29 protein-coding genes and 2 pseudogenes are annotated in these 26,385 nt (G+C 55.3%); 15 read left to right on the top strand and 16 right to left on the bottom strand.

Annotation, left to right across the window (positions count from 1 at the left end; genetic code table 11):
• Positions 1–37: 37 nt before the first annotated feature.
• Entirely contained in the window at positions 38–316 is a 279-nt protein-coding gene (locus E5K03_RS06415) for a hypothetical protein (RefSeq protein WP_138005521.1), read from the top strand.
• A gap of 167 nt (positions 317–483) precedes the next feature.
• Here E5K03_RS06415 and E5K03_RS06410 read toward each other — a convergent pair whose 3' ends face one another.
• The gene (locus E5K03_RS06410; RefSeq protein WP_138005520.1) at positions 484–1,338 is read right to left on the bottom strand and encodes a universal stress protein; all 855 of its coding nucleotides are present in this window, start codon (positions 1,336–1,338) and stop codon (positions 484–486) included.
• Positions 1,339–1,561: 223 nt separating this feature from the next.
• On the opposite strand from E5K03_RS06410, the gene E5K03_RS06405 reads away from it, so the two are divergent.
• On the top strand, positions 1,562–2,293 hold the full coding sequence (locus E5K03_RS06405; protein ID WP_138005519.1) for a universal stress protein: 732 nt from the start codon (positions 1,562–1,564) through the stop codon (positions 2,291–2,293).
• 85 nt (positions 2,294–2,378) lie between these two features.
• Here the strand turns inward: E5K03_RS06405 and E5K03_RS17375 are convergent, their stop codons facing one another.
• The 3 genes from E5K03_RS17375 to E5K03_RS06395 all read right to left on the bottom strand — a co-directional run bounded on the left by E5K03_RS17375 (position 2,379) and on the right by E5K03_RS06395 (position 4,168).
• The gene (locus E5K03_RS17375; protein ID WP_205742967.1) at positions 2,379–2,723 is read right to left on the bottom strand and encodes a hypothetical protein; all 345 of its coding nucleotides are present in this window, start codon (positions 2,721–2,723) and stop codon (positions 2,379–2,381) included.
• Positions 2,724–2,746: 23 nt separating this feature from the next.
• Complete coding sequence (locus E5K03_RS06400; protein WP_205742966.1) at positions 2,747–3,778, bottom strand: sodium-dependent transporter; 1,032 nt, start codon at positions 3,776–3,778, stop codon at positions 2,747–2,749.
• 72 nt (positions 3,779–3,850) lie between these two features.
• The gene (locus E5K03_RS06395) at positions 3,851–4,168 is read right to left on the bottom strand and encodes a universal stress protein (protein WP_171006615.1); all 318 of its coding nucleotides are present in this window, start codon (positions 4,166–4,168) and stop codon (positions 3,851–3,853) included.
• A 195-nt stretch (positions 4,169–4,363) separates the two neighbouring features.
• Here E5K03_RS06395 and E5K03_RS06390 point away from each other — a divergent pair, with 195 nt between their 5' ends.
• From E5K03_RS06390 to E5K03_RS06375, 4 genes are all read left to right on the top strand, one after another.
• Complete coding sequence (locus E5K03_RS06390) at positions 4,364–4,765, top strand: hypothetical protein (RefSeq protein WP_138005517.1); 402 nt, start codon at positions 4,364–4,366, stop codon at positions 4,763–4,765.
• 848 nt (positions 4,766–5,613) lie between these two features.
• Entirely contained in the window at positions 5,614–6,951 is a 1,338-nt protein-coding gene (trkA, locus tag E5K03_RS06385; RefSeq protein ID WP_138005516.1) for a Trk system potassium transporter TrkA, read from the top strand.
• Positions 6,948–8,444 carry a TrkH family potassium uptake protein gene (locus E5K03_RS06380; RefSeq protein ID WP_138005515.1) on the top strand — a complete coding sequence of 499 codons (1,497 nt, stop codon included), beginning with the start codon at positions 6,948–6,950 and terminating at the stop codon, positions 8,442–8,444. Before trkA ends, E5K03_RS06380 begins: the two co-directional genes overlap by 4 nt.
• Before the next feature lie 304 nt (positions 8,445–8,748).
• Positions 8,749–9,468, top strand: coding sequence for a CPBP family intramembrane glutamic endopeptidase (locus tag E5K03_RS06375; RefSeq protein ID WP_171006614.1), 720 nt, complete (start codon positions 8,749–8,751; stop codon positions 9,466–9,468).
• Between the two features lie 21 nt (positions 9,469–9,489).
• Here the strand turns inward: E5K03_RS06375 and E5K03_RS06370 are convergent.
• Positions 9,490–9,888: pseudogene (locus E5K03_RS06370) on the bottom strand (site-specific integrase); the annotation flags it as partial.
• A 35-nt stretch (positions 9,889–9,923) separates the two neighbouring features.
• Here E5K03_RS06370 and E5K03_RS17890 point away from each other — a divergent pair.
• The 3 genes and pseudogenes from E5K03_RS17890 to E5K03_RS06355 form a co-directional block, all read left to right on the top strand.
• A pseudogene (locus E5K03_RS17890) lies at positions 9,924–10,064 on the top strand (cation:proton antiporter regulatory subunit); the annotation flags it as partial.
• Positions 10,065–10,109: 45 nt separating this feature from the next.
• Positions 10,110–10,487, top strand: a complete 378-nt coding sequence (locus E5K03_RS06360) for a hypothetical protein (RefSeq protein WP_138005513.1) — start codon at positions 10,110–10,112, stop codon at positions 10,485–10,487.
• Positions 10,488–10,789: 302 nt separating this feature from the next.
• On the top strand, positions 10,790–11,512 hold the full coding sequence (locus E5K03_RS06355; protein ID WP_138005512.1) for a universal stress protein: 723 nt from the start codon (positions 10,790–10,792) through the stop codon (positions 11,510–11,512).
• 230 nt (positions 11,513–11,742) lie between these two features.
• Here the strand turns inward: E5K03_RS06355 and E5K03_RS06350 are convergent, their stop codons facing one another.
• The gene (locus E5K03_RS06350; RefSeq protein ID WP_138005511.1) at positions 11,743–12,480 is read right to left on the bottom strand and encodes a universal stress protein; all 738 of its coding nucleotides are present in this window, start codon (positions 12,478–12,480) and stop codon (positions 11,743–11,745) included.
• A 170-nt stretch (positions 12,481–12,650) separates the two neighbouring features.
• On the opposite strand from E5K03_RS06350, the gene E5K03_RS06345 reads away from it, so the two are divergent.
• Positions 12,651–14,885, top strand: a complete 2,235-nt coding sequence (locus tag E5K03_RS06345) for an amino acid permease (RefSeq protein WP_138005510.1) — start codon at positions 12,651–12,653, stop codon at positions 14,883–14,885.
• Between the two features lie 551 nt (positions 14,886–15,436).
• On the opposite strand, the gene E5K03_RS06340 is transcribed toward E5K03_RS06345, so the two are convergent.
• Both E5K03_RS06340 and E5K03_RS06335 read right to left on the bottom strand, forming a co-directional pair.
• On the bottom strand, positions 15,437–17,113 hold the full coding sequence (locus E5K03_RS06340) for a transposase (RefSeq protein ID WP_138005509.1): 1,677 nt from the start codon (positions 17,111–17,113) through the stop codon (positions 15,437–15,439).
• Positions 17,114–17,178: 65 nt separating this feature from the next.
• Entirely contained in the window at positions 17,179–17,985 is an 807-nt protein-coding gene (locus E5K03_RS06335) for a hypothetical protein (protein ID WP_138005687.1), read from the bottom strand.
• 106 nt (positions 17,986–18,091) lie between these two features.
• Between E5K03_RS06335 and E5K03_RS06330 the strand changes: the two genes are divergently transcribed.
• Positions 18,092–18,481, top strand: coding sequence for a CopG family ribbon-helix-helix protein (locus tag E5K03_RS06330; RefSeq protein WP_138005508.1), 390 nt, complete (start codon positions 18,092–18,094; stop codon positions 18,479–18,481).
• A 30-nt stretch (positions 18,482–18,511) separates the two neighbouring features.
• Here E5K03_RS06330 and E5K03_RS06325 read toward each other — a convergent pair whose 3' ends face one another.
• The 5 genes from E5K03_RS06325 to E5K03_RS06305 all read right to left on the bottom strand — a co-directional run bounded on the left by E5K03_RS06325 (position 18,512) and on the right by E5K03_RS06305 (position 21,028).
• Positions 18,512–18,895: a hypothetical protein gene (locus tag E5K03_RS06325; RefSeq protein WP_138005507.1), complete on the bottom strand. Its 384-nt coding sequence runs from the start codon at positions 18,893–18,895 to the stop codon at positions 18,512–18,514.
• Between the two features lie 347 nt (positions 18,896–19,242).
• A complete protein-coding gene (locus E5K03_RS06320) occupies positions 19,243–19,593 on the bottom strand; it encodes a type II toxin-antitoxin system PemK/MazF family toxin (RefSeq protein ID WP_138005506.1) in 351 nt (116 codons plus the stop codon).
• Positions 19,590–19,961 (bottom strand): MarR family transcriptional regulator, encoded by a 372-nt coding sequence (locus E5K03_RS06315; RefSeq protein WP_138005505.1) that lies wholly within the window; start codon positions 19,959–19,961, stop codon positions 19,590–19,592. Before E5K03_RS06315 ends, E5K03_RS06320 begins: the two co-directional genes overlap by 4 nt.
• A gap of 195 nt (positions 19,962–20,156) precedes the next feature.
• Positions 20,157–20,663, bottom strand: coding sequence for a twitching motility protein PilT (locus tag E5K03_RS06310; RefSeq protein WP_138005504.1), 507 nt, complete (start codon positions 20,661–20,663; stop codon positions 20,157–20,159).
• The gene (locus tag E5K03_RS06305; protein ID WP_138005503.1) at positions 20,660–21,028 is read right to left on the bottom strand and encodes a UPF0175 family protein; all 369 of its coding nucleotides are present in this window, start codon (positions 21,026–21,028) and stop codon (positions 20,660–20,662) included. The genes E5K03_RS06310 and E5K03_RS06305 overlap by 4 nt, the downstream gene beginning before the upstream one ends.
• Before the next feature lie 626 nt (positions 21,029–21,654).
• Between E5K03_RS06305 and E5K03_RS06300 the strand changes: the two genes are divergently transcribed.
• Complete coding sequence (locus tag E5K03_RS06300; RefSeq protein WP_138005502.1) at positions 21,655–22,512, top strand: ParA family protein; 858 nt, start codon at positions 21,655–21,657, stop codon at positions 22,510–22,512.
• Complete coding sequence (locus tag E5K03_RS17130; RefSeq protein ID WP_171006613.1) at positions 22,512–22,955, top strand: hypothetical protein; 444 nt, start codon at positions 22,512–22,514, stop codon at positions 22,953–22,955. The genes E5K03_RS06300 and E5K03_RS17130 overlap by 1 nt, the downstream gene beginning before the upstream one ends.
• A 45-nt stretch (positions 22,956–23,000) precedes the next feature.
• Here the strand turns inward: E5K03_RS17130 and E5K03_RS06290 are convergent, their stop codons facing one another.
• Complete coding sequence (locus E5K03_RS06290; RefSeq protein ID WP_138005501.1) at positions 23,001–23,393, bottom strand: winged helix-turn-helix domain-containing protein; 393 nt, start codon at positions 23,391–23,393, stop codon at positions 23,001–23,003.
• 113 nt (positions 23,394–23,506) lie between these two features.
• Here E5K03_RS06290 and E5K03_RS06285 point away from each other — a divergent pair, with 113 nt between their 5' ends.
• Positions 23,507–24,163 (top strand): DUF7509 family protein, encoded by a 657-nt coding sequence (locus tag E5K03_RS06285; protein ID WP_138005500.1) that lies wholly within the window; start codon positions 23,507–23,509, stop codon positions 24,161–24,163.
• A 69-nt stretch (positions 24,164–24,232) separates the two neighbouring features.
• On the opposite strand, the gene E5K03_RS06280 is transcribed toward E5K03_RS06285, so the two are convergent.
• Together E5K03_RS06280 and E5K03_RS06275 are read right to left on the bottom strand one after the other, a co-directional pair.
• Positions 24,233–25,195: a hypothetical protein gene (locus tag E5K03_RS06280; RefSeq protein ID WP_138005499.1), complete on the bottom strand. Its 963-nt coding sequence runs from the start codon at positions 25,193–25,195 to the stop codon at positions 24,233–24,235.
• A gap of 87 nt (positions 25,196–25,282) precedes the next feature.
• Positions 25,283–25,879, bottom strand: coding sequence for a hypothetical protein (locus tag E5K03_RS06275; protein WP_138005498.1), 597 nt, complete (start codon positions 25,877–25,879; stop codon positions 25,283–25,285).
• A gap of 218 nt (positions 25,880–26,097) precedes the next feature.
• On the opposite strand from E5K03_RS06275, the gene E5K03_RS06270 reads away from it, so the two are divergent.
• On the top strand, positions 26,098–26,352 hold the full coding sequence (locus E5K03_RS06270) for a hypothetical protein (protein ID WP_138005497.1): 255 nt from the start codon (positions 26,098–26,100) through the stop codon (positions 26,350–26,352).
• The last annotated feature ends 33 nt before the right edge of the window (positions 26,353–26,385 follow it).

The following is a 26,385-nucleotide window of genomic DNA, read 5'->3' as shown; positions in this document are numbered from 1 at the left end:
AATCGCTTAGGACACAGCCCTCAGCGAACAGCTGATTTTGGAGGAAACTACGATTTCCGACAAACGAGTAACAAAGCATCTGCTCGCACTCGACATCTCGCTTGATGTCCTCGTGCGCACGAGAACGCGTGAGCAAGCTGAGGCCCCCTACAAAGCGGCAGCGGACTACGTGATCATACCGGACGAGCTCACAGCAGATGCACTCTTGGAGAGCTTAGAGCCGGTGTTCGCCGACGATATTGCCCTAGGAGACCTCCGGCAATCGAAATTACGGTCGCTTCGAGAATCCGAGTGGCTCAATGAGAGGGGGTCCTAAGTGTAGCGTGGCTTTCCATAGGCTGGTGGAACAGTATTTCTGCGTTGAGGTGTACCGTCCGATAACCTGATGTGGCTCTTCTGAATCTACTATTTTGACCCGTTTGAAACTATCAACTTCATATGATTTCAACAGCGATTCATAGCTCTAAGTGCTCCCGCACATCATCAGGCGTCTTCGGCTTTCGGGGATTTGCGCGTCAAAATAACGGAACTGGCAGCTGCCCGCCCAACGCCTTCGGCGACTGATCCGACGAGCTTTCGCTTGAGAAATGGCTCGCGCGTCGCACCGAGAATGGTGAGATCGTGGTTCGTCGTTTCGTCTGTGATTGCGCCTGCAACGTGGTCACTCCGGAGTGTTGTTGACTCAACGCCAATGTCTATCTCGCTGAGAGGAGAACCGTAATTCTGGAGAAGTGTTGAGGTGTCCTCCTGCGTCGAGGCATCTATTTCAGGGTGAGTAACGTGAAGAAGATGAACAGTCGCATCAAGCTGTGATGCGATTGTGCCGGCGAGCTCAACGGCCAGCTCACAGTGTGGGCCACCTGCGACTGGAACCAAGATGGAGTCAATGTGTCTCGATGGTGTGCGGATGCGTTTGACAAAGACGTCGCACGGTGCTTCACCGAGAATTCGGTCGAGAAAACTCCCGAGGATGATGTCGCGCCGACGAGGACGGCCGCGCCATCCCACGAGTAGAGCGTCGGCGTCGTGCACATCGACGGCCCCCACGATCCCGGTCGCAATGTCTCGGGCATACCGCATCCGCGATTCGACTGAGACGCCAGCGTCTGTGGCTTGTTCGACTGCGTCTTCGAGTACCTGTACCTCTTCACCATCGTCTTCGAGAAGGCTGTCACCCGCGGAGAGAGGAACTTGGGGAGGAACCTCGACGACGTGTAACACGACGATTCGCATCGACTGGCCGTGTGCGATATCGATAGCCGTGTCGAGTAATCGTGCAGCAGTCTCTGGATTCGCGACGGGGACCAAGAGCGTCTCGGTCTGAGTCTCCGGGGTCATAGCTATCGTTTTAGCGTGGGGAATATTAACACTCACCTCGCTCCCTTCTGGATAGCTCGTACCGAGCAATTATCGATATCGTTGACAGCGCGCAGAGATCAATGATACAACACTGTTAGTTATTGGCGCAACCGAGAAGAGATATTTTCCACCCTTCCGTTTCCCCGAGACGATACCCGGTCAGAAGTACATTATTGTGGGTAGAGTCTGTAGCATTCTACATATGACAGAGTCCCTCAATCGAGTTCTGATCCCGATTGATGTCTCGAAGCCGCTCTCACTCGGTGGAACCCTCATCGAAACGTTACCGTTGGCAAATACTGTGCTCCTCGGTTACTGGCAGATTCCGGATCAAACACAATCTGACCAAGCCCGCGATCAGTTCGAAGCGGAAGCCCAACAGCGACTGCAGACTGTTGCAAAGCGGTTTACCGATCAAGGCGTTGACTTACAGACTCGATTGGTGTTTACTAACGATCGCAATCAGTCAATCGATACGGCCACAAACGAGTATGAGTGTCAGTCGGTATTGATTCCGGGAACAGAATCACCGCCATCGGGAACGACACGTGGGCTTGTTCTTATCAAACCGAATACTGATCTCGATCGGATTATCGCAACGTTGGGGGCACTATTCGAGAAAAGTGACGTGGAGCTCCAGCTATTCCATGTCGTCGGGAGCAAGAACGAGCACTTGTATGACGCAACTGAATACATGCTTCGGGGGCTCGCTGATCGACTCAGCGAACTCGGAATCAGTCGTGATCGAGTCAAGTGGAAGCAATCGATGGAAGGAAAACGGATCGAGGTTATTCTATCGCAAGTTCCTGACTTTGATTTCGTGGTTATGGGCGAATCCACACCGACAGTACGAGCCCGAATCTTTGGCGATGTCCAATCAAGGCTCGCTAACGAGACGGAGAAACCGCTGCTCACGATCAGAACAAGTAACTAATCCCTCGATAACGGCCGCGTCGAATCGGTTAACTTCGTATCCCATTTCCTATTGTCGGTCGGAGGACTCAAAGCAGACGTAGTGGTCACTTAGCTGCTGCTCGTTGGAGTCGAAGCAGGATGTAGGCCACAATACTGAGAAACACGAGGATCGCGGCGGAGACGAGCACTCGGTCCAGCGTACTACCAGGAAGCGTATGCCAGCCGGGAAAATCGAACCCGAGGAGCAGCTGCGAGGCGATAATTGCGACGAGAACTGGGGGAAGGAGGTATTTTGTGGACGTGGCAGTCAATCGCTCGATGCGAGGTACTCGGACCTCCTCGTGTCTCGCAAAATAGCCGAACGTGATTGAGATCATGATCGCCGTGACTGGTAGTCCGAGCGTCCCGACAGAGTTGTCCAAGAGGTCGAGAAAGGGCGTACCCCTCACTTGGAGTTGGAGAGGCGAATAACTCAGTAGTGACGGCATCCCGAGGAAGAACACGAGGACGGAGACGAGTACTGTCGCTTGTCGCCGTGAGAACCGGTTGCACCCCGAACGGTCGAGACACCAACCTCCATCATGGAGACGGCTGAAGTAATCGCGGCCGCGAAGAGGAGACCGAAGAATGCCCCCGCAACGATCCGTCCACCCGGGAGGAGCGAAAACGCTGCAGGAAGGGTGGAGAACGCCAGTTCCGTTCCGAGTGAGGGTTCGAGGTTGAACGTGAAGACGATGGGGAAGATGACGATACCAGCTAAGACAGCGACGATTACGTCCGCCACCGCAATGATAGTCGCGGCTTCGGGAACGTTCATCTCGTCGCCCACGTAGCTCCCATACGTAATGAGAATCCCCATTCCAGCGGACAGCGAGAAGAAGGCCTGACCGAACGCGGCGCTCCAGATGAGCGGGTCAGCCAGGACAGACAGATCGGGCGTCAATAAGAACGCCATTCCCTCGGAAAATCCCGGTAACGTCACTGAGAAGGCTGCCATACCGAGGAGAATCACGAACACGAGCGGCATGAGTATCGTCGTCAATCGTTCGATCCCATCTCGAACTCCAAGCGAGAGCATAGCTGCAACGATACCGAGCGAGACAGTAAAGGGAAGTACCGGTGCGTATGTCGCGGTGAAGCTAGCCAACGAAATGTCGCTTCCCGTTATCGCTGACCCCAGAAACGCGAGAATCCAGCCCGTAATGACGAGATAGTAGCTGAGAATCAGGACGACGACAGCGACGATGAGGATGCCGAAAATCCTGAACCGTGGTCCGACGCTACGGAACGTGGCGACGATATCGGTGCGCGTGCGCTGGCCACTGTGGATTTCGAGGATCATGAGCGGCACCGCGAAGATAAATACGGCAATGAGGAGCGGAATCAGATACGCACCGCCGCCGTTTCGGCCGACGACTGACGGGAAGCGCCAGATATTCCCGATACTGACGGCCGCTCCGGTGGCAGCGAGAATAAATCCGGTACGTGACGACCACAGGTCCACTATACAGTTCTCTTCAGAGGCTGGTTTGTTATACCTCAGTATTGCCCAACGCGATATCGGAAGCTCAATCAGTTATTTTATCGCACTAACGGGAACGGTTGCGCGACGAACGACCGTCTCTGCGACGCTCCTGAGTACCAATCTGGCGACACAGTCTCGTCCGTGACCCCCGATCATTACGTGATCGACATCGTTCCCGTCGAGCCACCTGAGAATCCCTTGCGACGGGTCCCCCTCCTCAGTTGCAGTTTCGACATCCCGTTTGTACCGGTCTGCAATTTGCTGTGCCGTTCCAAAGACGTTGTGAGTCTCGCGCTCAACCGCTTCATCTTCCGAAAGAATGTCGTCGAGATCGTCTTCGTACTCGATGGGATCGTACGCTCTGAACATGGGATACTTCACAAGCGGTCTAGGAGAATGCCCCGGGGCTTGACCCCGAGGCGATTCACCGACGGGGTTCTCGATGGGGAGCACAACACGGTTTAGGACACTCACATCTTGTCTATCGATATTCCCGGAGGTGTCACAAGCTGTTTTAACCATAGCATGTAAACTCCCTCTCAATAATCAGGGTCTCAACCAGAAATGGAACCTCCACAGTCAAGAGTCGTTGAGATTGTAACCCTCCTCGAGAGATGTCTCTCCCTCGCTGTCTATATTGGCATCCGTGGAATGATCTTCTTCGGGAGTTGGTTTGTTCTCTATACCATTATCGGGCTTTCAGTCGATACGCTGGGGTGGTTCAACCTACCGTATCCCCCACTATCACTGGAATCGGATCCAGTCTTCGTTATTGGAGGCGCAATCGTTGGGGTATTCGTCGTCCAGTATGCTGGTTCGCTCTTGCTGTATCATTTCCTCGTGGGCGTCGAAGATGAGAAGTCAGAGTTCGCAGTCCTGATGGGATTCATCAGTCTCGGCTTTGGTGGTGCACTGCTCCGAGTTACACTCCTTCCCGCACTTCGAATGGTCTTGAGCTTGCTGTGACTACTTCCATTTCTGGTAGAGTTCACGGAATAGCGAGGCGGATGCCACGGGGCTTGACCCCGAGGCGGTTGACGCGAGGCAGCTACTAGCCACTGGTTATTCCCCATCGGATCTGCGTGATCTCGAACGATATGTCCTGATACAATAGCGAAATAGAGCCTTGGCCCTGGCCCTGTCGTATACGGCACATCTCAGCGGTCGAAAGAGAGACTGATATCCTCGATACAGAACCTGACGATATCGATGAGTCGTTGGACCCGTCCGTGGGAACGATAGTCGATATCCAAAGGATTCGCCGTCGGCATACGTATATCCTCCCAGGATGGCTGTTAAAGCCCGCTCGTCCGAAGAGCTGTTACTCCTGCTCTTCGAGCGTATGCTATTCGAGAATAGCATATCACGAATCTTCCGGAAAAGGTGTTTCAGCCCCAAGGGTACGACAAGATGGTGCTTCGTCCGTTCGTCTTTAGTTAATACTCTCGGTAATACTCAGCAGCTTCATATTCGGTCCAGATTCGACACGCTCGTGCCGGCAGTGGGTGGAAAATGGCGTTTGCGAGGGTTGCTTGTCGTTCGATATCAGCAACAACAGAATCTTAGCCGTGATTTTTACTACACCTAATACTCATAGACATAATTTGAACTCAAGTATTACTAATGGGCTTAACTAAAGACGAATGGGTGCTTCGTCATACTCACCGTGTTCGGGGACTACGATGCGAATGCCTCTGAAATCGCCCCAAACAGGAACTGCTGGACATACCAGATACCGATGACCTCGCCGACAAAGGCTTTTTTATGCGGTTCATCCATTAGATACGTCTAATGAGCACTTCGAGGGAAAACCAATGCGAGTAATCGTAGTTGGGGCTGGTGAAGTCGGATCAAATATTGCAGCCAGCCTCGTCGAAAGTCACGATGTCATCGTCATCGATGTTGACGCCGAAAAAGTCGAGGAACTCACCCACTCGTATGACATATTGGCGATTGAAGGTGATGGTACCTCGCTGAAGGTACTCCAAGAAGCTGGCATCGCCGAAGCAGATATGCTTATCGCCTGTACAGACGACGATGAGACGAACCTCGTCACCTGTGGAACAGCGAAAACAGTTGGTGACGTTTTTACGATTGCCAGAACTCGAAATGCGAATTTCTTCGAGACGTGGACAGAGTCGGAGGACGCATTCGGCGTCAACTTCATGGTCTCGACGAATATCCTCACGGCGAATGATATCGTCCGCGTCGTTGGACTCCCCGCAGCAATCGATGTCGACCCGTTCGCTGCTGGGCTCGTCCAGATGGCCGAGTTCGAGGTAATGGCAGGAAGTGATATCGCAGGACAGACCGTCGAACAAGCGGACATATTCGACTCAATCACGTTCGCTGCACTGGTTCAAGACGGTGATGTCCTGATCGCTCGTGGGGAGACGCGTATCGAAGCTGGGAACAGGGTGATCGTCATCGGTAGTCCTGGGAGTGTCCAATCCTTTTCGAGAACGGTCGCCTCAGCCGAATCTTCAGAAAATGCCCACGATATCGTTATCATTGGCGGGAGCGACATCGGATATCACACGGCCAAACTGCTCGAAGAGAGTGGTATCGAACCCCGTCTGATCGAACAAGACGCGGACCGTGGCCGGCAACTCGCAGAAGACCTCCCGGGGACAATCGTGTTGGAACACGATGCGACAGATGTAGATTTTCTCGTCGGGGAACAGATCGACCAAGCAGACGCAGTCATCGCAGCGACCGACAGCGACGAAAAGAACCTCATGGTCTCGCTGCTCGCACAGAACATCGGTGTTCGACGAACAGTCGCCATTGTCGAGGAAGGACAATACGCCGGCTTGTTCGAGGCGATTGGGATCGACGTCGCAATCAACCCCCGTGAAGCAACTGCGGAGGAAATTATCCGCTTCACACAGGGGGGGCAGGTCGAAAACCTCTCGCTCATCGAAGATCGTCAAGCAGAAGTGATGGAGATCGAAGTCAACGAGGGGAGCGTCCTCACCAATCGGCCGATCCGCGAGAGCGTTACCGAACTCCCATCTGACGTCGTCATCGGAGCGATCACTCGTAGCCAGGAGTTCATCGTTCCCCGTGGGGAAACCGTCATCGAACCCGGCGATCACGTCGTTCTCTTTGTGGCTACAGATGTCCTTTCTCCCGTTATGGATATCGTATGAGGATTCGCGTCGATTGGCGGGTTAGCTGCCGACTGGTTGGGACGATCCTCAAGTGGCTGTGGGTGCCACTACTCTTCCCACTCGGAATCGCTCTCTACGATGGAACGGCACTGCTCCCGTTCGCCCTCCCGATACTTGGCACAGCGATACTCGGTCTCGGGCTCGAGCAACTGACCGACGAGCGTGACCTCCGAGCGCGAGAGGCATTTCTAATGGTGTCGCTGACGTGGCTGAGCATTGCTCTCGTCGGTGCAGTCCCATTTCTGCTGGCTGGGGAAGGCGCTCTCGCAGAACCTGTGAACGCGCTTTTCGAGAGTATGAGCGGCGTCACGACAACCGGTGCGACGGTCATCGTAAACTTCGAACATCACTCACGGGCCATCCTTATGTGGCGAGCGGTGCTTCAGTGGCTCGGTGGGCTCGGAATTCTCGTGCTAGCGACGGCGGTCCTCTCCCAGCTATCCGTCGGTGGGGCACAGCTCATGGAGACCGAAACCCAGACACAGGATCTCGACAAACTCACCCCCAAAATTTCGGAGACAGCCACCCTCCTCTGGAAGCTCTATATCGGCCTGACCGGGCTCCAGGTGGCAGTTCTCTACGGGCTTCACTTGGTTGGATATGCACCGGAGATGACGTTGTACGATGCGATAGCGCACGCGTTCACGACGATCGCGACGAGTGGCTTTTCACCGCGGGGTGACAGTATCGCTGCCTTCTCTCCTGCTGTGCAGTGGGCGATTATTCCATTTATGGCGATCGGTGCAACCAGTTTCGTGTTACTCTACTTCGTCTTTCAAGGAAACTTCGACCGGCTTCGAAACAGCGACGAGTTTCGGTTCTACGTCGCAATCCTCGGGTTCTTTTCTCTCGGTGTTGGCGGAATGCTGTTCGCGAACGGCGGGCCATACACGAGTCTCGAAGAGACCGCTCGACACGCTATCTTCCAGGTTGTCTCAATCGTCACAACCACTGGCTACGCGAGCACAGACTTCAACCTCTGGTCTGCGGGGCCCAAACACCTCCTGTTCGTTTGTATGTTCATCGGTGGGATGGCTGGCAGTACGACCTGTTCGATCAAGACTCTGCGCTGGTTGGTCGTCGTGAAGGCGTTTCGGCGCGACCTGTTTACGGCAGCTAGTCCAAGCGCGATTCGCCCAGTCCGACTGAGCGGATCCGTCATCGACGAAGAGACGATTCGGGACATCTACGCATACACCCTCGTGAGTATCGTGTTTTTCATTCTGGCGACGATTTTCGTCGTGCTCGACGCTTCCCGGGTACAATTAACAGTCTCGGAGTTTGAGGCGATGAGTGCTGCAGCAGCAACGTTCTTTAATATTGGACCGGCGTTCGGTATCGCAGGTCCACTCGAAAGCTACGAAACGTTCCCCCAATCGACGAAGCTCGTTATGACCTTCCTTATGTGGGTCGGGCGGATCGAAATCATTCCGGTGCTCGTGCTACTGACGCCGTCCTACTGGCGATCGTGAAAAGTGAGGAGAAACGACACTCAAGCATTCGGGGTAGAGAACGCCGCGACCATACCACGGATTAATACTCTACAGCCTAACCACCAGATAAGGATCCAGAGTGCACTCGTACCTTCGCGAATATCTCCGGCGGCTTCGCTTCCTCGCATGGAACGAGCGAGAGCAGCGACCTCGGGCGTTTCTCCGGGTATATATCTTCTTAATAACCTACACCGGTATCTTCATATCGATTCCACTCCTTGTAGCGCCGTCCGGCGACAGCCTCTTCCGGTCCGCTTTGCTTCGCGCGATCTTCACCCTATGTGTGATCGGCCTCCTATTTGGGGCAGCAACCTATATCGACAAGCGCCCTATTCACACCTACGGGCTTCAAATTGACAGGCGGTGGGGGGTTGACGTACTCGTCGGCCTCATAATCGGGGGCGCAATCCCGACAGTAGCAACTGTACTCGGACTCCTCGGTGGCTGGATAACAGCTGGTGAAGCAGTGTACACCCCAACAGCCACTTATGTCCGAGATCTCGGGTTTGCCATCGTGATTACAGTAGGCATCGCGGCTGTTGAAGAACTCGTCTTTCGGGGGTACATACTCTCGAACGCCATCGAAGGACTTGATTTTCGGTGGCTGTCGCAGCCCGTGACGATCGCTACTGCATTGGGATTGTCCGCACTTCTATTCGCACTCATACATCCAGCGCCTGAACTCGTCAATGGGCTCCATTTCCTGAGTGCTGGACTCTTACTGGGCCTCGCGTATCTTCTCTCGGGACAGCTTGCCCTCCCAATCGGAATCCACGCTGGCTTCAATTTTGTTTCTGCATACGTCTTTCCGACCGCCGCTGATCCGTCATTTGCTGTTATTTCACTCTCTACCACCGGACCGAACTGGCTTATATCTCAGACCGGCCTCATTCCGACAGCACTCCAAATTCCGGCCGCGCTCGTGATGATAAGCTATCTTTGGTGGCGAGCTGGCACTCATAGTATTAGTATAGACATAACATCCAAACTGAAGATCAGATAGATGATTATCGAGACGATCCATTCACAGCCTGATGTCATCAAGCTCCGAGAGTCCCTCTGTCGCAACATCATCTAGTTCGCCAGCCTCAATATGGGAGTAGCGCTCGCGGACCATCTTCTCTGAGTTGTCGAGATATCGAGCTGCGACCGTGTACCCGAAGGCCCGGACAAGGACCTCACCCATCCCACGTCGACCGCCGTGGGGGGCGAGACAGTCGTGTTTCGGATGGTTGATGTCGATCTCCGCTGCGTCTGAAAGTCGCTGGAGAATCGACCGTGCCCCATCCGTCGTAGTTGACGGCGGCCGAATATTCTCATCGAGCGCCAGTAAGAGGTCACGAGCGCACTCGCGACGCCGCTCGTCGATTGCATCCGGACGTTCCCGGTCGGCCGGCTCGTCCTGTACGAGCGTCGCCAGCGTTGGTGGCCGGATGATCGCGTCGACGATCGAAGACCGGCTGTACTGTCGTCGACATTGAGCGGAACGGCATCGTCATCACCGATGTAGGGCCAGATATCAGAGTTGAATCGGGTGACGAACTCATCATCGCAGGGACTGACGACGGAATCCGACAGTTCAACAAACAAATGAATTAAAGAGTGACGGACGAGATGCTCTCATACTGAGGTACTTGTAAGCGTATGGACTCCCGACATGTGTTGAGGACGATTCCCGGGATAACTGGTGTCTGGTCACTCATCACTGCCGTGTTTATTCTGATTCTACTTTTCGGTCCGTTCGATGTGAGTGACTACGCGAACGCTGGGCTCGTGATTAGCAGTATCTGTAGTGTCGGCTTTGCGGCTGGAGCAGCCATTTATCGGCAACGAAGCCGTCGGGTAGCACTCGGCTTCGTGGCGGGCATGGTCGGGTGGGCGACAGTCTTTCTGGGACTATCGACGATGAATCGCGGAATTCTCGGAAGTAGCCTCATTTCGTTAGTTCCGGCAGGGCTAATGTTACTCGGTGCATGGTACTTCGGTCCCGATACCCGTCGTGTCCATAAACTGGACCGCTGACCTAGCCTGAAGAAAAATAAGTACGAACCAGCCCAACAAACAACACGAGTTCACTGCATCCATACATACGCGAATATCTCTGGCGGCTTCGCTTACTCTCGTGAAATGAACGAGAGCAGCGATTACGCGCGTTCCTCCGTGTACACGTGTTCGCAGTAGTCGATGCCATCGTCTTCGTTTCCCTTCCGGTCCTCGTCTCACTGCCAAGGGATGGACTATCCCGCTCCACTGTACTTCGGATTCTCTCGCTGAATCAAGATGGCGACGGTACAGATATATGTCTCGTGGGGTAAGTCATCGGTATGCGCGCGTCTACTGATTCGACAATTCTGATTCCAATCGATGTCTCGGGACCCGAGACACCACCCAACGGAATTATGCGCCTGTTGGGATCAGTCAATACTGTTCTGCTCGGGTACTATCCAGTTCCTAGCCAGACGGCACCAGCTCAGATCAAAAACGACAACGAGTCAGAGGCAGCACAGCGTCTCGAATCAATATCGGAGACACTGACAGATGAGGGCCACAATGTCACAGACGTTCTCGTGTTCACTCATGACCACCAGGACGCGATCGACCGAATTGCCGACGAATACGACTGCGATGCTGTCCTGTCGTTGGGTGACGTAGACACTGTCGAGAGGATACTTGTGCCACTTCGAGGGAAGACAAATCTCAATAGAATCCTCTCGTTCGTTGAGGACCTGATGCGTATTAGCGATACATCTGTCACACTTTTTCACTCTGCCGACGACGATACGAATGGTCACACCGGAGATTCGTTGCTTGACGACGCCATCAACCGTCTGAGCACTTCTGGAATTGACCGTGACCGCATCGACAAGCGTCTCTCGGAGGGTGGTAGTCCCTCCAGCGGGATTGTTGAGCTGGCAGCGGATTTCGATGTTCTTGTACTCGGGGAAACAGAGCCTTCACTGCGGGAGCGGATTCTCGGAACTATTCCGACACGGGCCATCGAAAATACTGATAAACCCGTTTTTGTCGTTCGGAAAACCGAAGAGTAATTCCGAAGAGTAATTCCAATGAGTGAACCTGTCACTTGTGATCAGTGTGGAACACCCCTAGAACAGGAGACAACTCTAAATTTAACCCGTATATATTCCTGTCCCAACGAGGAGTGTCTTCATATTGTACTTTCCTGCCCCGATCACGCATAAGAAGTGAATCCTTGTGCCAGCGAGCACGTATAGAGGCCTTTCCCGTTCACTACTGTTTCGATGTGGGACATTCCCTGTTAGATATCTCGAACGGCGAGCACCGGTTGGTCCACCTTCCCTATGACTCGACCGGTTGTTCGACCGAGGATCCGCTCACGAAGTGACGGCTGAGACTCACCGACGATCAATACATCGTGCTCTTGTGCGGTCGCGACGATCGCATCTGCCGGTGAATCCCCGCGGTCGACCTGCCACTCAACGCGGTCGGGATCGACCCCGTTTTCCGCCAGCTGATCGCGGGCGCCTCTGAGGAGTAACTCACCACGAGACGCCTCTTCGTCCGACTCAGCGACGTTGTACAGAGTGACCGTAACATCGCTTTGTCGCATCAGATCGATAATAAACGAAATAATCCTGTCGAGGTTCTCGTCGCCCCGCATCGGAACGAGCACACGAGTGAGTTCCTCGGCGTAATCGCCGGGCGTGAGAACCGCATCGACATCGTACTCGGCGGCGATATGGTCGACCGTCTCGTCTTTGTCATGCGTAAAGACGACGACGGACTCAACCTCTGCGCCTCGGTCGGCGAACTGAGAGACCGCGTCCTCGATTGCGGTGGTCGCTTCGTCTCCACGGTTCGACCGGACCTGTTCCGGCGCCGCCTGACTTGGGACCGGATAGTAGCCCAGCACGACGATGCGCAGGGGAGCGAGCGTCCCAACTAGCGCTACAGGCAGATCCTCGGGTTCGGCGGCGTTTATCGGGATCAACACCGTCGAACCCCCATCGCCTTTGTTCGGGTCACCGTCAGCCATATGTTACCACTGATTCCCACCACGCTTAAATAGAGGTGACGTTCCGACTTCTCGTTGTGCACATCCGGGGATATATATACCACCGACCCATCGTATCTCGTGAGATCAGACGGTGAACAACATCTGTACAGCACCGCACGACCGGAACCCCCCTTTTTTCGAGAGATAACGTGAGCGAGAGTCAACTTGACCGGACGCTCGGCTTCACCGAGGCGATGACACTGGGTGGAGGGACGATGATCGGCGCGGGGATATTCATTCTGCCGGCGATTGCGGCCGAAGGCGCTGGTCCGGCGAGCTCGATTTCCTTCGGTATCGCGGGCTTCGTCGCGTTGCTCGCCGCGCTTTCGTTGGCGGAACTGGCGACGGGGATGCCAATTTCGGGAGGGAGTTACCACTACGTCAACCGCGGGCTCGGGAGCTTCTTCGGCAGCATCGTTGGATGGGGGATGTGGACCGGCCTGATGTTCGCCAGCGCCTTCTATATGGTCGGGTTCGGGCAGTATATCGTCGAATCGGTCCCGTTCCTCGACGGTCGTGTACTGATCGTTCTGACCGGACTCATCGGTCTCGGTCTCATCGTCGGAATGAACTACTACGGTACCGAGGAGTCCAGCGGCGCGCAGAACATCATGATCGGCACCGAGTTCGTCATCGTGCTGATCTACACCGGGATCGGGCTCTTTTTCATCGAGACGGCGAACCTGGTCGACTTCGCGCCGACCGGCCCCTCGGGGATCGTCGCCACGACAGGGGTTGTTTTCGTGACGTTCCTCGGGTTCGAGATCATCGCGACCGTGGCCGGCGAGATCAAAAAGCCGGGCAAGCTCATCCCGCTAACGATGGTGCTCTCGGTTGTCGGGGTGACGATCCTCTACATGATCATTATGATCGTCTCGACCGGTGTCATCCCGTATCAGGAGCTCGGTGGGTCGCTGGTTCCCGTCGCCGACGTCGCAGTTGTATTCGCGGGGTCGGTTGGCGTGGTCGCTATCGTCTTTGCAGCAGTCATCGCAGCTATCTCAAGTTCAAACTCCTCTATCCTGGCAGCCTCACGGGTACTGTTCGCGATGGGGCGAGACAACCTGATGAGCGACTGGCTGAACGAAACGCACGACCGGTTCAACACGCCCCATCGAGCGGTGGTTGCGACCGGGGCAGTGACAGCGGGGCTGATCGGCATCGGCTTGGAGGTCGAGGCCATCGTCGCGCTGTTGGCCGAGGTAGCGAGTTTCAGCTTCCTCGTGACCTACGGTCTCGTTCACGTCGCGCTGGTCACGTTTCGACGGGCCGACCCACCGGAGTACGATCCCGACTTCGAGGTGCCCGGGATCCTGTACCCGATCGTGCCGGTTCTCGGTGTGCTCGCATCGGTGTTCGTCATCACACAGATGGCACAGATCGTCCAGATCGTCGGTGTGGGAATCATCGGGCTCGGAGGAGTCTGGTACCTCGCCTACGCCAGAACCAACGTGGTTGAGGAGGGATTACTTCGTGACGCGCTCCCCGGGCAGGACCCGACGTACACAGTCCTCGTCCCCATCGTGAACCCGAAGACACAGCAGGGGCTGCTGGAACTCGCCGCGGCTAACGCGTCCGCAAACGCGGAGAACGGATCGGTGGAAATCATCGCACTCAATGTTCTCCAAGTGGCCGGCGACACGCAACAGAACGTCGAGGTCGATCGCCTCGAGTACCAGCGCGAACTGCTGGAAGCGTCCCGCAGCACCGCGGAAAAGATGGACGTCTCCCTCCAGACTCGTGCCGTTGTCGGCCAAGACATCGGCGAAACTATCCTTGAGGTGCTCGAATCGGAGGAGGCCGACCACGCGCTACTCGGCTGGCGCGGGTCGTTCGGCCGAGGCGAGTACGCATTCGGGGCAAATCTGGACGCTCTTCTCACGGATGCACCGGTGGACGTGACGTTAGCTAATTTCCGAAAACAGCCTGTTAGCGACGTAGTGGCACTCATCGGCGATGGCCCGAACACACCGACGGCCGTACGTCGAGCAGCGGAATTCGCGACCCTTAGCGGGGAGAACGCACGACCGACGCTAGTCAACGTTCAGTTGGTCAACGGAGAGACGAGCGAGGGATCGACGAAATCGAGCGAGACCGCTGTAGAGCAGGGCGAGGAGACAATCGAGGGAGTCGCCCAACAGGCCGGTCTTGACCCCGGAGAGTACGACACGTCAGTACTGGTTGGCGAAACCATCGAATCGGCAGTTATTGACGCAATTAACGAACGCGATCTGGTCTGTCTCGGACTATCTGATCGGTCCGACCTACTCCGAGATCGATCCGGGTCGATCGCGGAACGGATACACGATCAAACGTCGTGCAACGTTGCGATTGCGAAAAGTAGTCGAGGAAACTCAGCGGACAATCATGATACCGATGAGTAGAGTCCCCGTGCACTGCGCGGGATAGACGATTTCGTGACTCGGGGCGCCAGCGCGTGAAGCCGAGCTTTACCTATTCAGCCTTTCTCGGCTGGCGCGCGACGCGGCACCCGGACTGTAGCGCCCATGACTCGGCTTTTTCGCGCATAAACCAGTCAGCACGACGTGTTCAATGGCTCTGAATACAGATCAACCTCTTGCGTCCCATGCTTATTTTACGCTCCAGAAATAGCAGCGTTTCCATCGAGTCAGCACAACCGCTAAAACTTATCACCGGCAGAGTATTTCAACAAAGCCTGACGAAATTATGTAGCATACACATCGTATACATTGAGACGACTAGTCTCAACTATTGTCGGGGCTGTGGAAGTTGAGACTACAGCGGGTTTAGCAGGGCTCTGATGCGTGAATTTGACTGATTCGGTCAGCGGGTACTGCCCCAGATGGCCCTCAAACGGCTATTCTTGTCATCCACCCAACTATATGGACAAATTTTCGAGACTTCCAGCAGCGTAGCCACTCAGACGGCACGCTAACCCGAACAGAGTTCCTCACTACCCGATTCCAGTTTCCTTCTTCAGCAGCGTCAGCGTGTTGTCCGCTGTAATCACCGGTGAGTGCTCATACTCGCCAGTCAACTCGGCTTGGACGAGTAGATCGACAGCCCGCCAGATTGAGTAGAGGAGACAGGCGAATGCGAAGTAGAAAAACCGGAGTCCATAATGCTTCGAGGTTGTTGCGGCCATGAACCGCTTGATGCTCTTGTAGCCGCTCTCAATCTCCCACCGGTAACCGTACTCAGTGAGGTGCCCGCTCCCCCGATTCGTCATGAACACCGAGTATTGCCGGTGGTCCTCGTGTTCAGAGTCCTCTTTCCGTCGGTAGATTAGCGTCGTCTCGTGCCACTCGTTCTTCCCGAGGTGGAGCTTCCGGTCAGTCTCATATCGGTCTTGATCACGGTGGAGCAATCGCTTCGCTTGGGCTTTCTCGCTGGTTTGCATTCGTTTGGGGACGACATACGACAAGCCACGCTGGCTGAGCATCTCGAGGATGTGTTGACTGTCAAATTCACGGTCCATCAGCACGTTATCAACGTGAACCATTTCCTCGGCTGAATTCAAGAGGTCCTCAACGATTTCCAAGCGAGACTCACCCTTCCGAACTGGCCGTGCGTCCAGTACAATCGGCACTGCATTCCCTACTAACTGGATCGTCGCCCATTGGTAGGAGTACTCATCGGTCTTCTCCTTCGTGCCGATGATCTCGTCTTCGTGCCCAGTCCTGTCACCAGTGAAGGGATCAGCTTCGGTAATGTCGATTGCAACAATCCCAGCTCGGAAGAACTGCTCTGTCTCCGCGACTTCGCTCAGGAGCCTGTTGGCGGCCTGTCGGTACATCTCGCGAGTCTCTGATACCGAGAGATCGCGAATCTGCTCCCGATGGGCGTGACCTAACGGCGTCCGCTCCCGAGTCGACTCGTAAGTGAAACTACGAGCGCCCTCGTTAGCAGCCAGACCCTCACGAAGTCCGAGATAGGTCTGTAATCCCCAGAAGGCGTTCTCGTGAATCTCACAGCTGTCCCCACGGTCCAGCGAAAACGCCGGGAAAACGACGCGACTGACGTGGTCGGTGACCTTCTCTGCCTGCTCCAACGTAGTTTGATCATCCAGGTCTGACTCATCAGACTCGTTCCCGTGATATCGGAGTTTTCGTGCCGGTTCACGCGGAACCTCAACACCCGCATCTTGGGCTTTGATGAGGACCGTTCGAGCCGCCGTTTCGACTGTCTCCCTGAGGTCAGCGGTGAATCTCTGGTGCCAACTTCGCCACAGTGTCGACTGGTCTGGAATCGTCTCGAGCCCCAGTTGCTCGCAGAGTTCAGGACGGGTCCCGAGATAGTCGACAAGCGCTGTTTCGTGCTCCCACCCGTGGAGTTCCTTGAGTACGAATACCCGAAAGAGGGTGTCCATCCGGTAGCTTGCCGACCCCACATACCGGTCGTGGGCACTGAACCGGAAGTAGGCTAACGGGAGTGCACAGACGAACTCCTCAACTGAATTATGCATCCCGTGGGCGAGCCACGTTTCTGAGACTGTCCGGATATCTGACTCCAGTCCCACCAGCGACGTTCGATCGTACAGTTGTGTCGAATCATATGCTGGCCAGGTAACGTACGAGCGCTGGGTCATCTGTCGAAAAACATCACGACGTGAGACAAACGTTGGAGACATGATTTTACTAAATCGTGAGTTTAGGCCCTATAACGGACAATTTAGACAGAATGATAGAAATATATTCAGAATACACCGATGATGAATCCAATACCCATGAGAATAAGGATCGCAGCCGAAAAGGCTGGCAAGTACGGTGTGTACTGTTTAACGGTCTCCTCGTGGTGCTGATAGCCCGCGACCAGTAGCATTGTTAGTCCCACGATTCCGATAACAACAGTAATTGCGTATACACTCATCAGTTCGAGACAGTAGTTCGACCCGGCACAGAGAGCGATAATCTCGAACTCCTCCTCGTGAGCGAACCCGAGCACGAAGGCAAACCAAGCAATTCCGAGCAATCCCCTCTCGGCAACATCATCGGAACCCTCGTCCGTATGTGAGTGGCCCCCGATGAACGGAACGGTGCGTTTCAGGCGAGGAATAAGCCTCTCGTCGTCCTGTGAATCTGGATGCTCGTGAATATCACCGTGGCTGTCGTCGGGTTCGGAGTGGTTCGTCGACTCGTGATTGTGACTCTCGTGCGAGTGAGAGTGGTGGTACTCTCGGATCCCAAGACCGATCAGCAGTACGCCCGCAACCAGACTGACCGGGCCACCGACCTGGATACTATTGAGAATCGTGACTGGCTCGTTGATCTGGGTGAGACTAAAATAGGATTTCGCGTAGAAGAACACGCCAACCATCGCGAGACTACTGATGAGGTGGCCGACACCAATGATGAGCCCCGCCGCAAGGCCGTAGAGCCACTTGTTCGTCTGATCCAATGCGTACGAAGCGGCGACGGGCCATCCATGACCGGGCTCGGCTCCGTGGACAGCCCCAAGTGCGACCGCACCGGCCAGTAGTCCAAACGTGTCTCCAGACACCATCGTCATACCCTGAACTCGGCAATAGGGCCGAATAACGGTTGTTAATACCCGATTGGGGGAACCATCATACTCGGGACTCTTGTGTCCGGGCATCGAATATGGTCGTATGCGAACGAGTTTCAATATCCCCGATACAGTGGTCGACGAGTTCGATCAGGTCTGGCAGGATGAGGGATTGGACAACCGATCCCGGGCCGTCCGTGAAGCGATGCAAGAGTACATCGAGTCGCATTCCCGACTCGAAAACCTCAGCGAGGACGTTATCGCGCTCGTCGCCTTTGACTACCGCCATCACGAGGTGATTGGGGAACTCCACGGTGTCCAGCACGACTATCAGGACGTGATCCTCAACACGAGTCACACACATCAGGGGGAGTGGTGTCTTGAGTCCTTATTCTGCCAGGGAACCGGCGAACGCGTTCGGGAATTGACCTACCGCCTTCGTGACTTCGACGGCGTGAATCGGGTGAAAATTATGGTGATTCGAGATAACTGAGCGAGATAGACGGCCCGTGAATTCGCACGCTCAGTCCGCTGCCGTTGCCGTGTTTCCGGTTGAATCGGCCGGCGTGTTCAGATAGAGGTAGATCAACACGAGGATCAAAGCGACCTGAACCGCCTTGTCGACGTAGTCGATCATCCCGTATTCTGACTTGGCCACGATCCAGAGGGGGAATTGCACGGCCGTATACGGAATGCCGAGCAGGTAGAGCAGTCGCCGCCGGTAGTCGAAGAAGAATAGCACAAGTGAACCGGCGTAGCCGACACCTGCGAGTGCAACGGGAATCCGTCCCTCGACGATACCAGCATACACGTGGAGAACGCCAGTGACCACGACTAACGCAACTGCTAGCCACTGGGGTTGGGTAAGCGATCCGATCCGACCCGTGGGATTATTTTGTGCATTCATCACAATACTAACCCGTCCCGGATAGGAGATAAGCACTGTTATTATCAGACTCTTGGTGTCGTCATACGACGCGAATTAAGCGGCTGTGTCAGTTTCTCAGTCACGGTGGTTGTAGCTACGCTTTCGCTCGGAAGAGAATAGTATTCACACAACCGATTCGTTCACTCACTACCAGCTATGCATTGGAACGGCCGGTCTCAACTTCTGTGAGCCGTTTGGAACTTGAGACTACAGCGGATATAGCGGGCTATGATGCGTGGTTTCGGGCAAATGAGCAATAAGCACATCTACCTAACGGCGATTTCAGTAGAAGACCGTCGAATAAATAGAATTTCAACGCGCCTCCACTAGTGTAGTTCTTCGACGAGCGCAGCAACCGCCTCATCAACGAGATCGCTGTCAAGGTGACCTTGCCAGAAGTCGATATCCTTGTGGTCGATTGATTGGACTCCCCACGGGACAATCCGACTCTCATCCGGGACCCCACCACGAAGCCAACTCTCACGAGGAATGTCGATCAGGCCGCCCATCCAGGATTTCGACGTCAACGTGAGCGCGATATACTGCTCGCCGTGGAATGGACGGCCTTCGTGGTTCGAGAGAATGAGCCAGGGCCGAGCATCTTCCTCGCCTTTGAACGGATCATCCCCGTAGACGACGTCGCCACGCTCGAAAATCGGTCTCTCTTCGTCGGTCACTGTTCGTCCTCGACGCTTGGATGCGGTTCCTCGGGTGCGTGTTCGCGCCAGGACTCCTTGTCCTCTGTACCGAGTCGCTGGTTGAAAAGGGCGGTCGCTCGTTCGTACCCGCTGTAGCCGTTGAGTCGCTCTGTGTCATCGGTTATCGCCCAGTACGTCGCTTTGTGTTCGACGAGATCTCGGTCCTTCAGTCTTGAGAGGGCAGTGCTGACTGCGCCTTCGTCGACGCCGATCTGAGAGGCGATTTCGCGGGCCTTGAACGCGCGATCATCGTTGGCGGCGAGAAATCCGAGGACCTGATCCGGGACGGAAAGCTCCTCGAGTTCGTCCTCGCTCGTCTTCTCGAAGGTATCTCGGTCGATGGACATTGTTGAGCAGAAATACGGTGTCAGCCGTAATGAGAGTTAGGTGTGAAAGCGGAGAAAATGCTGAAGGAGATACTTCGCCCGTAGCCTCGTCGAAGCACTTCGGGAATTGTATATATTGAGACGGCCAGTCTCAACTACTGTAAGCCGGGCTGGAAGTTGAGATTACACCCGCTATGGAGGAGACGGCATGCATAATCACCGATATTCCGAAATCGACTGGTACGGAACATAGTACCCAATTTCATCGATCCACGTCGACAGCCACTCATCGGCAGTTGGCTCATCGATCGTTCCAGCATCGATCGCAGCCAACAGAATCCCGACCGACCCGACAACGGTCACGCCCTGGTCTTTCGCAAACGATCGGGCATCCCCGTCGTCGGTCAGTAGGCGACCGTCCGCAGCGTCCGCCAAGGCAAACGCCTGTGCTTCACCGGGGTCAAGATGATCACTGACAACCGCCTCCCTGTTTGCGACGGTGTCCGAAATCGTTGCGACTGGAATCTCGTCATCGAGTGTATCGAGGGCCAACTGAAGATACGGATGGTCACCAACGCCGTCCTCGAGTTCCTCGCGAACAACTGGAACCGCACAGATTCCAGAGAGTCCTGTAACCACCCACAGCCGGTCGATGTAAGCAAAATTCGAGAGGACAGTCGTGTTCAGGACGCTTGGATTCGCTGGAATTCCGCCACCTGTCATTTCGTAGGTGACTCCGCGTCGTCCGAACCCTTATCATCAAATTCAAGTCCGCTTGCTGTCCCTACCTCGTAGGCTGCGTCGTCTTCGTCTTCGAGCCCGAGGCGGAGTTCGACCCCGTGCTCACGGAGGATGTCACGCATTGTCCAGCGGTCGACATCAGCAAGTCTCGCAGCATCACCGAGTGTGATTCGTTCGCGCTCATAGAGGGCGACCGCAGCTGCAATACGTTCGTTCTGGTGGTCCTCGAAGTATTCACGCACGAACTCTCGCAACGCATCGCTCTTGCCCCCAAACACACCAGCCTCGACGGCACCCTCGATCAGGAGGTCGAGGTCGTCTGGATAGGAGCCGGTGATTCGTGCCATCGTTCCATGCTAGACTACGTCTTCATACTATTTATGAACTACGTCAGACTGCCATATGCATTGAGAGCCCCAGTCTCAACTTTTGGCGGGGGCCAATTCCAAATATCTGTATGGGCAGATCCTTTGATAGAGTGGGCTAAATCGGTCGAATTGAGTCAGCAAGGTAGTATTTGACAAAACAGAGTGGAGCTTCAGCTCTCACGACGAGCGGCGAGCCATCGGCGATTTTACCTGCTTTGATTATAGGTGAGGACTATAGGTGTACGATATAGGCATACACTATAGGTGATCGCCTCCGATCCAAAATCGGTCGGTGTCAGTGAATGCCTCAGAGTCAGGCCCCAAGGCACCTGCCTGGCTTGTCTGTAGACCTGTTGAGACATCTTGTGCCTACTAATTTGTAGACTGTAATCCGATACCTGGAGCCCATGTGAGAACCATAGCAGAAACTCATTCTTTTAAAAAAGAGCATAGAGAACTCCTCCTCCCCCGGTTATATCAAATACTATAGCCACAAAGTATAGCTGATAATTATAACTATAATCAATAGCTATATCAATCAGCTATAACATCCGACTATGACGTCTGACTAAGATTTATATTCATTGTCTACGAGTATTATTCATATGTTGACCTACACCCCTGTGTCGGAAGCTGGCGGGGTCGGCAAGACGACCACGGCTGCTACACTCGCAGTCAGCCATGCACGAGCAGGACACGACGTACTGGCAATTGATATGGATACACAAAACGGAAGCCTCACCTACTTTTTCGGGCCAGATTACGATCGGGGCAATCCAAAAATCGATAATCTAGTTCGACACTTGGTCGGACGACCCAAAGGCAATTTCCAGAATCTCACGCACGAAGTCGAGCACGGAGTCGATCTGATCCCATCACATAATATGCTGGAGGACCTCCACGAGTTCCTGCTAAATGAAAAAAATCAAGCAGAAAAGTTGGGTGAATCGTACAGCATGTATCATCAGCTTCACCGCGTTCTACGTGAGGCAAATGTTCGAGATCATTACGATGTCGTCATCGTTGATTCAGCAGGGAAGGCAGGTCCAATCCTCTATAATGCGCTTGTCGCTGTTCGGAACGTCGTAATTCCATTCGAAGCGACAGCGAAGGGACAAGAATCGATCGAAGGACTCGACGATCTCGTTGATGGCCTCGAAGAAAACATCGGTGTCGACGTCGGAGTGCTTGCGGTGGTCCCGATCGGATACAAGGACACACGAGATCAACGAGAGATCCTCGCCGATCTTCGCAACAGTGGCTTTCCGGTCCCGATCGTCATCGGTGAACGGGGGTCGCTGATGGAAGGCTCTTGGAAGCAACAGTGTAGTCCGTATACCTACGTCGAGGAGCATCGGAATCGAAAACGCGAGTATGAACTCGACACACTCGATCAGTTCGACGAACTCGCCCGTCACCTGGAACGGGACGCGGGACTCAAAACCCCCGAGGTGACCGTATAATGGGACTCAAATCCGGATCACGCGACGCAGGGCTCGAAGAGACAGAAGAAAACGAGGAATCCGCAGAGACGACAAAACCCGAACCAGCAGATGGAGAGAACAACGATCGCGAACAGCGGACTGACCCCATTGAATCTGAACCCACCGACGCCGCAAGTGCAGCAGCCGAGACGAATGAGACGGAACAGCGACCAGCAATGAGTGCAATCCCATACAAACTGCGTCGCGAGAAAGTGAACGAGGGTCGTGAACAGGTTCCGTACTTCCTCCGAGAGGAAATCATCGACGCTGAGGACGAACTGCAAAACACCCTCGAAGAGATGCTTGGAGAGAGTGTCTACAAATCGGATTATCGGGAGGCAGCAATGGTTGTTGCACAGCAGAATCCGCAACTCGTCGCCGAAATTCTCCGAGAGTGGGGATACGATCTCGAGCCCACATGACGATGATCTCAATCACTGATCGGGGGCAGAGAATCCTACGACAGCCTACGAATAAGCGTCATTAAACTCCCGTTCACGGCGCATCAACTCCTCGACACCGTGCTCGAGAATACCTACCCCCATTGCCGTCGGCCGATAGTACGTGTAAAAGCCCTGGCTATCGGCAGTCCGTCGCTGGCGCTTGTCGACGAGTCCGACATCGACCAGTTCGTCGAGGTGGTAATGGAAATTGTGGGATTCGACGTCGATCGCGGCCTTGAGATCGGCGGCACTCAGTTCGTCGTTGGCGACGAGCGTACGTAGAATCTGGAACCGCGTCGGGTGGCCGATCGCCTGTTGCATCGCGAGGTACTCCTCAAGCGTCAGCCCGCTCTCTTCGGGCAGCGGCGGGTCCGGCTGACGAACCTCCTCTGTTGGATGGCGATCGGTTTCGGACATTTGAGAGATGCCTCAGATCCTACGTTGGGACGCCACGTACTTAGTCGTTCTCGACTAGAATATTCCTGAAAATACCGATATTTATATACTACCGTTCCGAATCGACGAGTCGAATGCGGCAACGGATTATCGACGATCTCCCTCGTGCCGCTGGAGACTCGGATGTGCTCACCCCCGTCCGGCGGGAACAGTTTCTCGTCTACCTGATGGGACCATACCGGACGTTCGACGTCGAGGCGCTGCTGCCAGAAGATACCGACGTCCCGTCGTTTGCGACGTGGGACGAGGCGAGCGGGGAGTACGCCGAAGACGACGTCCTGCGGCTCCTGCAGGAAACCCGAGACTGTCTCCGCGACCGTGGGTTCAATTCCTTCCTCGCTATCGATGTCGGGATTCCGCTCGACGAGATGGATGCCGCTACACAGAGTATAGCCTTTGCGCGGGGGAGTAACGCGACGATTTTCATCGCCCCAGAGGTCGGCGATAACCTCGGCGTCGGCATCGAGATCGGGAGCGTCCTCGAGGATCTCCTGTCGTCGGATGGAATGCAAGGGCCTGCGGCCGACGCGACCCCACCGGAGCGTACACGACGGGTGATGGTCGCGACCGAACCATCGGTTCGAAGTGCGATGCTTGGGTCCGTCAACGCCCGCTGGGACGCCAGCGTCCGGACGTTCACCGATGCCGCGGACTGTTGTCGGCTCTGCGCACAGTTCTGTACCCACATTCAGAACGAGGAGCTCTATGGATCGCTCGACCGTCTGGATTGATCGGACTCGCGGTCACCACGGGAAGACCTCTTCGCCAGAGCTGCTGCGAGAGTCACCGGAGAGCGATACTCATTGCACCTCGGAGCCAGTGCGAAAGCTCGTGAGTTCGTCGATTCGATTTTCCAAGTCTTCGATCTCGCTTCGGAGTACGTCTGCCTCTTCGCTTTCAGTGGCCGCGAGTCGGTCCTTCAATCCCTGCAATCGCGTCTCTTTCACGTCCTCGTTGACGTCGGCTTTCCTGACGTACGCTCGCTCATCGATGTCGTAGACGTCCTGCTCGTGGAGGTCAGTCACGTCAAGTGCATCATCAACCTTGTCCGGGTCTACGCCGAGGACACGATCCCGATCGATACCGGCGTCCTCCAACGCAGCGAGGACCTCCGTGTCGTCTTTCAGTGACTTCGACCGGCGCGAAGTTCGTTGGACGGAGCCGTACTGGGCATGAACTGGCTGGTCGTGATGGACTCGATCAAGGAGGGTATCGGCGATGTCTTTCCGAAGGTCGTTCGCGCCACGTTGCACGTCCGAGAGTAGCGTGTAGAGGTTCACAAGTGCGTCTGTGTCGAGTTCAGTCAGATTAGTGAGGTCGTGGCGTTCAAGCGAATCAATCAGAAGGAGTGTATCCGAGTACACTCCGAGATCCGGTTCAACCCGGTCTTCTGTCGTTGACTCTTCGTCATCGATGACGTGCGTGGCACTCGGCTCCTCGGTCTCGATGATGACGCCAGCTTTCTCGTCGATTTCGAATCGGGGATGGAGCGTCAGGACCGCAGCATACGGCTCTGCGTCTGCCGGAATCCGGTCCAGCTCGAAGCGACCATTCCTCTCTTGGATCCGCCGGTAGAGCGTCTCGAACTGCTCGCGCTGGAGCGGATGAGAGTCACCGGACTCCTGATGCTCGATGATCACGCGGTATTCCTGGGTGTCGGTGATGCGAAACCGCTTGTGCGAGAGTGGTGTGATGAGAGTAGCGTCCGAGGGAAGTTCCTCGGCCTCGTCGAGAAGCGTGTGCCAACTCACGCTGAATGACATATCTGTATGAATGACGCCGGGAGCACAAAACTCCGCGGCTAACGCTCTCACCCCGACACACGTTCCAGACGAGTATATTCGAGTGAGCTACCGTCCACTACTGTGATCGTCGCCTTCGAGCGCGTCCCCAAGCCCGACCGGGAGTAGGGAAAACGGCTTCTCCCCGTGAAAGGCAACGTTCTCGTAGGCCTGATCGACGTGTTTTCGCTTCGAGTCTGCACACTCCTCGGCGAGCGTGTCCAGTTCGTCCATCATCGACCGAAGTTCATCCTCAGCTTCGAGCATCTCGGCGGTCAGCGCCAGTTCCTTGATCGCCTTGGCGGCCGCGCGTCGTACGCGGCCGTCGTCGTCGCGGAGCGCGTCCACGTAGAGGTCCCGCAGTCGTTCGCGGTGGGTCGCGATTTCGTCGAGCGTCCACTCACCCGGTAACGCCTCGCCGGTGAGATCCGCACCGACCGTTCGATAGGCCAGGCGCGGATACAGACCGGCCGCAAAGCGGATCACGGACTGTCGCTGGTATCCATCGTCGGCCTCGTAGAGGTCGAGACACATATCGAAACACTCGTCGAACAGGGCGGCTCGTTCCTCGAGTTCGGTATTCTCGATTTCGTCGATCGCGCGATTCACGTGCTCGGTGTCGCCCGAGGAGAGCGCGTCGGCGAACGCCTCGCGAGTGTGATCCATACGCGTTGTTGATCGGATGACGGCGTAATTCCTTGGATCGGCCTTCGAGAGGATTTCCGTTCTTCACTCGGCGGCGTCATCGACGTAGTCTTCACGCCACCAGACGGTCCGGCCTGCAGGCGACCTGATCGCAGTCGCCGTGAACACTTCGACGGAGAACGTTTCCGTTACGGCCGTATCCGATCCGTCTAAATCGGAGCTATCGCGAACGAACAGCCATGGTCGACTACCTCGTGGAACTCAAAGATTCAGTCTTTCGCGAGATACCACTCGCGGAAGGGGATTTCACCGAGTACCGTCAGATTGCGTTCGACTCGAAAGCAGACGCGGAGGCGTGGGTGACTGAACAGAACTGCGAACATGAACGGGTGGGCGAACTCACACTCCATACCGCCCATCCGGCCAACATGTCGGATGTCGATACCTACGTCGTCTTCCAGCCCGGGAACGGCGTCTGGGTTCCAGATTCGTAGGCTCACAGCAACCGCGGCCATCCACCACAATTA

Origin of the sequence: Halalkalirubrum salinum, assembly GCF_005543295.1 — an archaeon.
In the GTDB taxonomy this organism is placed as follows: domain Archaea; phylum Halobacteriota; class Halobacteria; order Halobacteriales; family Haloferacaceae; genus Halalkalirubrum; species Halalkalirubrum salinum.
Note: the sequence above shows the minus strand (reverse complement) of the source record. Positions and strands in the feature narration are given on the sequence as shown.

Excerpts from the sequence above, each read along its gene's own strand:
- E5K03_RS06350 (WP_138005511.1), bottom strand. The coding sequence starts at position 12,480 with ATGGCTGACGGTGACCCGAACAAAGGCGATGGGGGTTCGACGGTGTTG.
- E5K03_RS06325 (WP_138005507.1), bottom strand. The coding sequence starts at position 18,895 with ATGAATGCACAAAATAATCCCACGGGTCGGATCGGATCGCTTACCCAA.
- E5K03_RS06290 (WP_138005501.1), bottom strand. The coding sequence starts at position 23,393 with ATGTCCGAAACCGATCGCCATCCAACAGAGGAGGTTCGTCAGCCGGAC.
- E5K03_RS06380 (WP_138005515.1), top strand. The coding sequence starts at position 6,948 with ATGAGGATTCGCGTCGATTGGCGGGTTAGCTGCCGACTGGTTGGGACG.
- E5K03_RS06390 (WP_138005517.1), top strand. The coding sequence starts at position 4,364 with ATGGAACCTCCACAGTCAAGAGTCGTTGAGATTGTAACCCTCCTCGAG.
- trkA (WP_138005516.1), top strand. The coding sequence starts at position 5,614 with ATGCGAGTAATCGTAGTTGGGGCTGGTGAAGTCGGATCAAATATTGCA.
- E5K03_RS06280 (WP_138005499.1), bottom strand. The coding sequence starts at position 25,195 with ATGTCATTCAGCGTGAGTTGGCACACGCTTCTCGACGAGGCCGAGGAA.
- E5K03_RS06335 (WP_138005687.1), bottom strand. The coding sequence starts at position 17,985 with ATGGTGTCTGGAGACACGTTTGGACTACTGGCCGGTGCGGTCGCACTT.
- E5K03_RS06355 (WP_138005512.1), top strand. The coding sequence starts at position 10,790 with ATGCGCGCGTCTACTGATTCGACAATTCTGATTCCAATCGATGTCTCG.
- E5K03_RS06405 (WP_138005519.1), top strand. The coding sequence starts at position 1,562 with ATGACAGAGTCCCTCAATCGAGTTCTGATCCCGATTGATGTCTCGAAG.
- E5K03_RS06410 (WP_138005520.1), bottom strand. The coding sequence starts at position 1,338 with ATGACCCCGGAGACTCAGACCGAGACGCTCTTGGTCCCCGTCGCGAAT.
- E5K03_RS06310 (WP_138005504.1), bottom strand. The coding sequence starts at position 20,663 with ATGACAGGTGGCGGAATTCCAGCGAATCCAAGCGTCCTGAACACGACT.
- E5K03_RS06330 (WP_138005508.1), top strand. The coding sequence starts at position 18,092 with ATGCGAACGAGTTTCAATATCCCCGATACAGTGGTCGACGAGTTCGAT.
- E5K03_RS06275 (WP_138005498.1), bottom strand. The coding sequence starts at position 25,879 with ATGGATCACACTCGCGAGGCGTTCGCCGACGCGCTCTCCTCGGGCGAC.
- E5K03_RS06395 (WP_171006615.1), bottom strand. The coding sequence starts at position 4,168 with ATGTTCAGAGCGTACGATCCCATCGAGTACGAAGACGATCTCGACGAC.
- E5K03_RS06300 (WP_138005502.1), top strand. The coding sequence starts at position 21,655 with ATGTTGACCTACACCCCTGTGTCGGAAGCTGGCGGGGTCGGCAAGACG.
- E5K03_RS06270 (WP_138005497.1), top strand. The coding sequence starts at position 26,098 with ATGGTCGACTACCTCGTGGAACTCAAAGATTCAGTCTTTCGCGAGATA.
- E5K03_RS06285 (WP_138005500.1), top strand. The coding sequence starts at position 23,507 with ATGCGGCAACGGATTATCGACGATCTCCCTCGTGCCGCTGGAGACTCG.
- E5K03_RS17130 (WP_171006613.1), top strand. The coding sequence starts at position 22,512 with ATGGGACTCAAATCCGGATCACGCGACGCAGGGCTCGAAGAGACAGAA.
- E5K03_RS06340 (WP_138005509.1), bottom strand. The coding sequence starts at position 17,113 with ATGTCTCCAACGTTTGTCTCACGTCGTGATGTTTTTCGACAGATGACC.
- E5K03_RS06315 (WP_138005505.1), bottom strand. The coding sequence starts at position 19,961 with ATGTCCATCGACCGAGATACCTTCGAGAAGACGAGCGAGGACGAACTC.
- E5K03_RS06360 (WP_138005513.1), top strand. The coding sequence starts at position 10,110 with ATGGACTCCCGACATGTGTTGAGGACGATTCCCGGGATAACTGGTGTC.
- E5K03_RS06305 (WP_138005503.1), bottom strand. The coding sequence starts at position 21,028 with ATGGCACGAATCACCGGCTCCTATCCAGACGACCTCGACCTCCTGATC.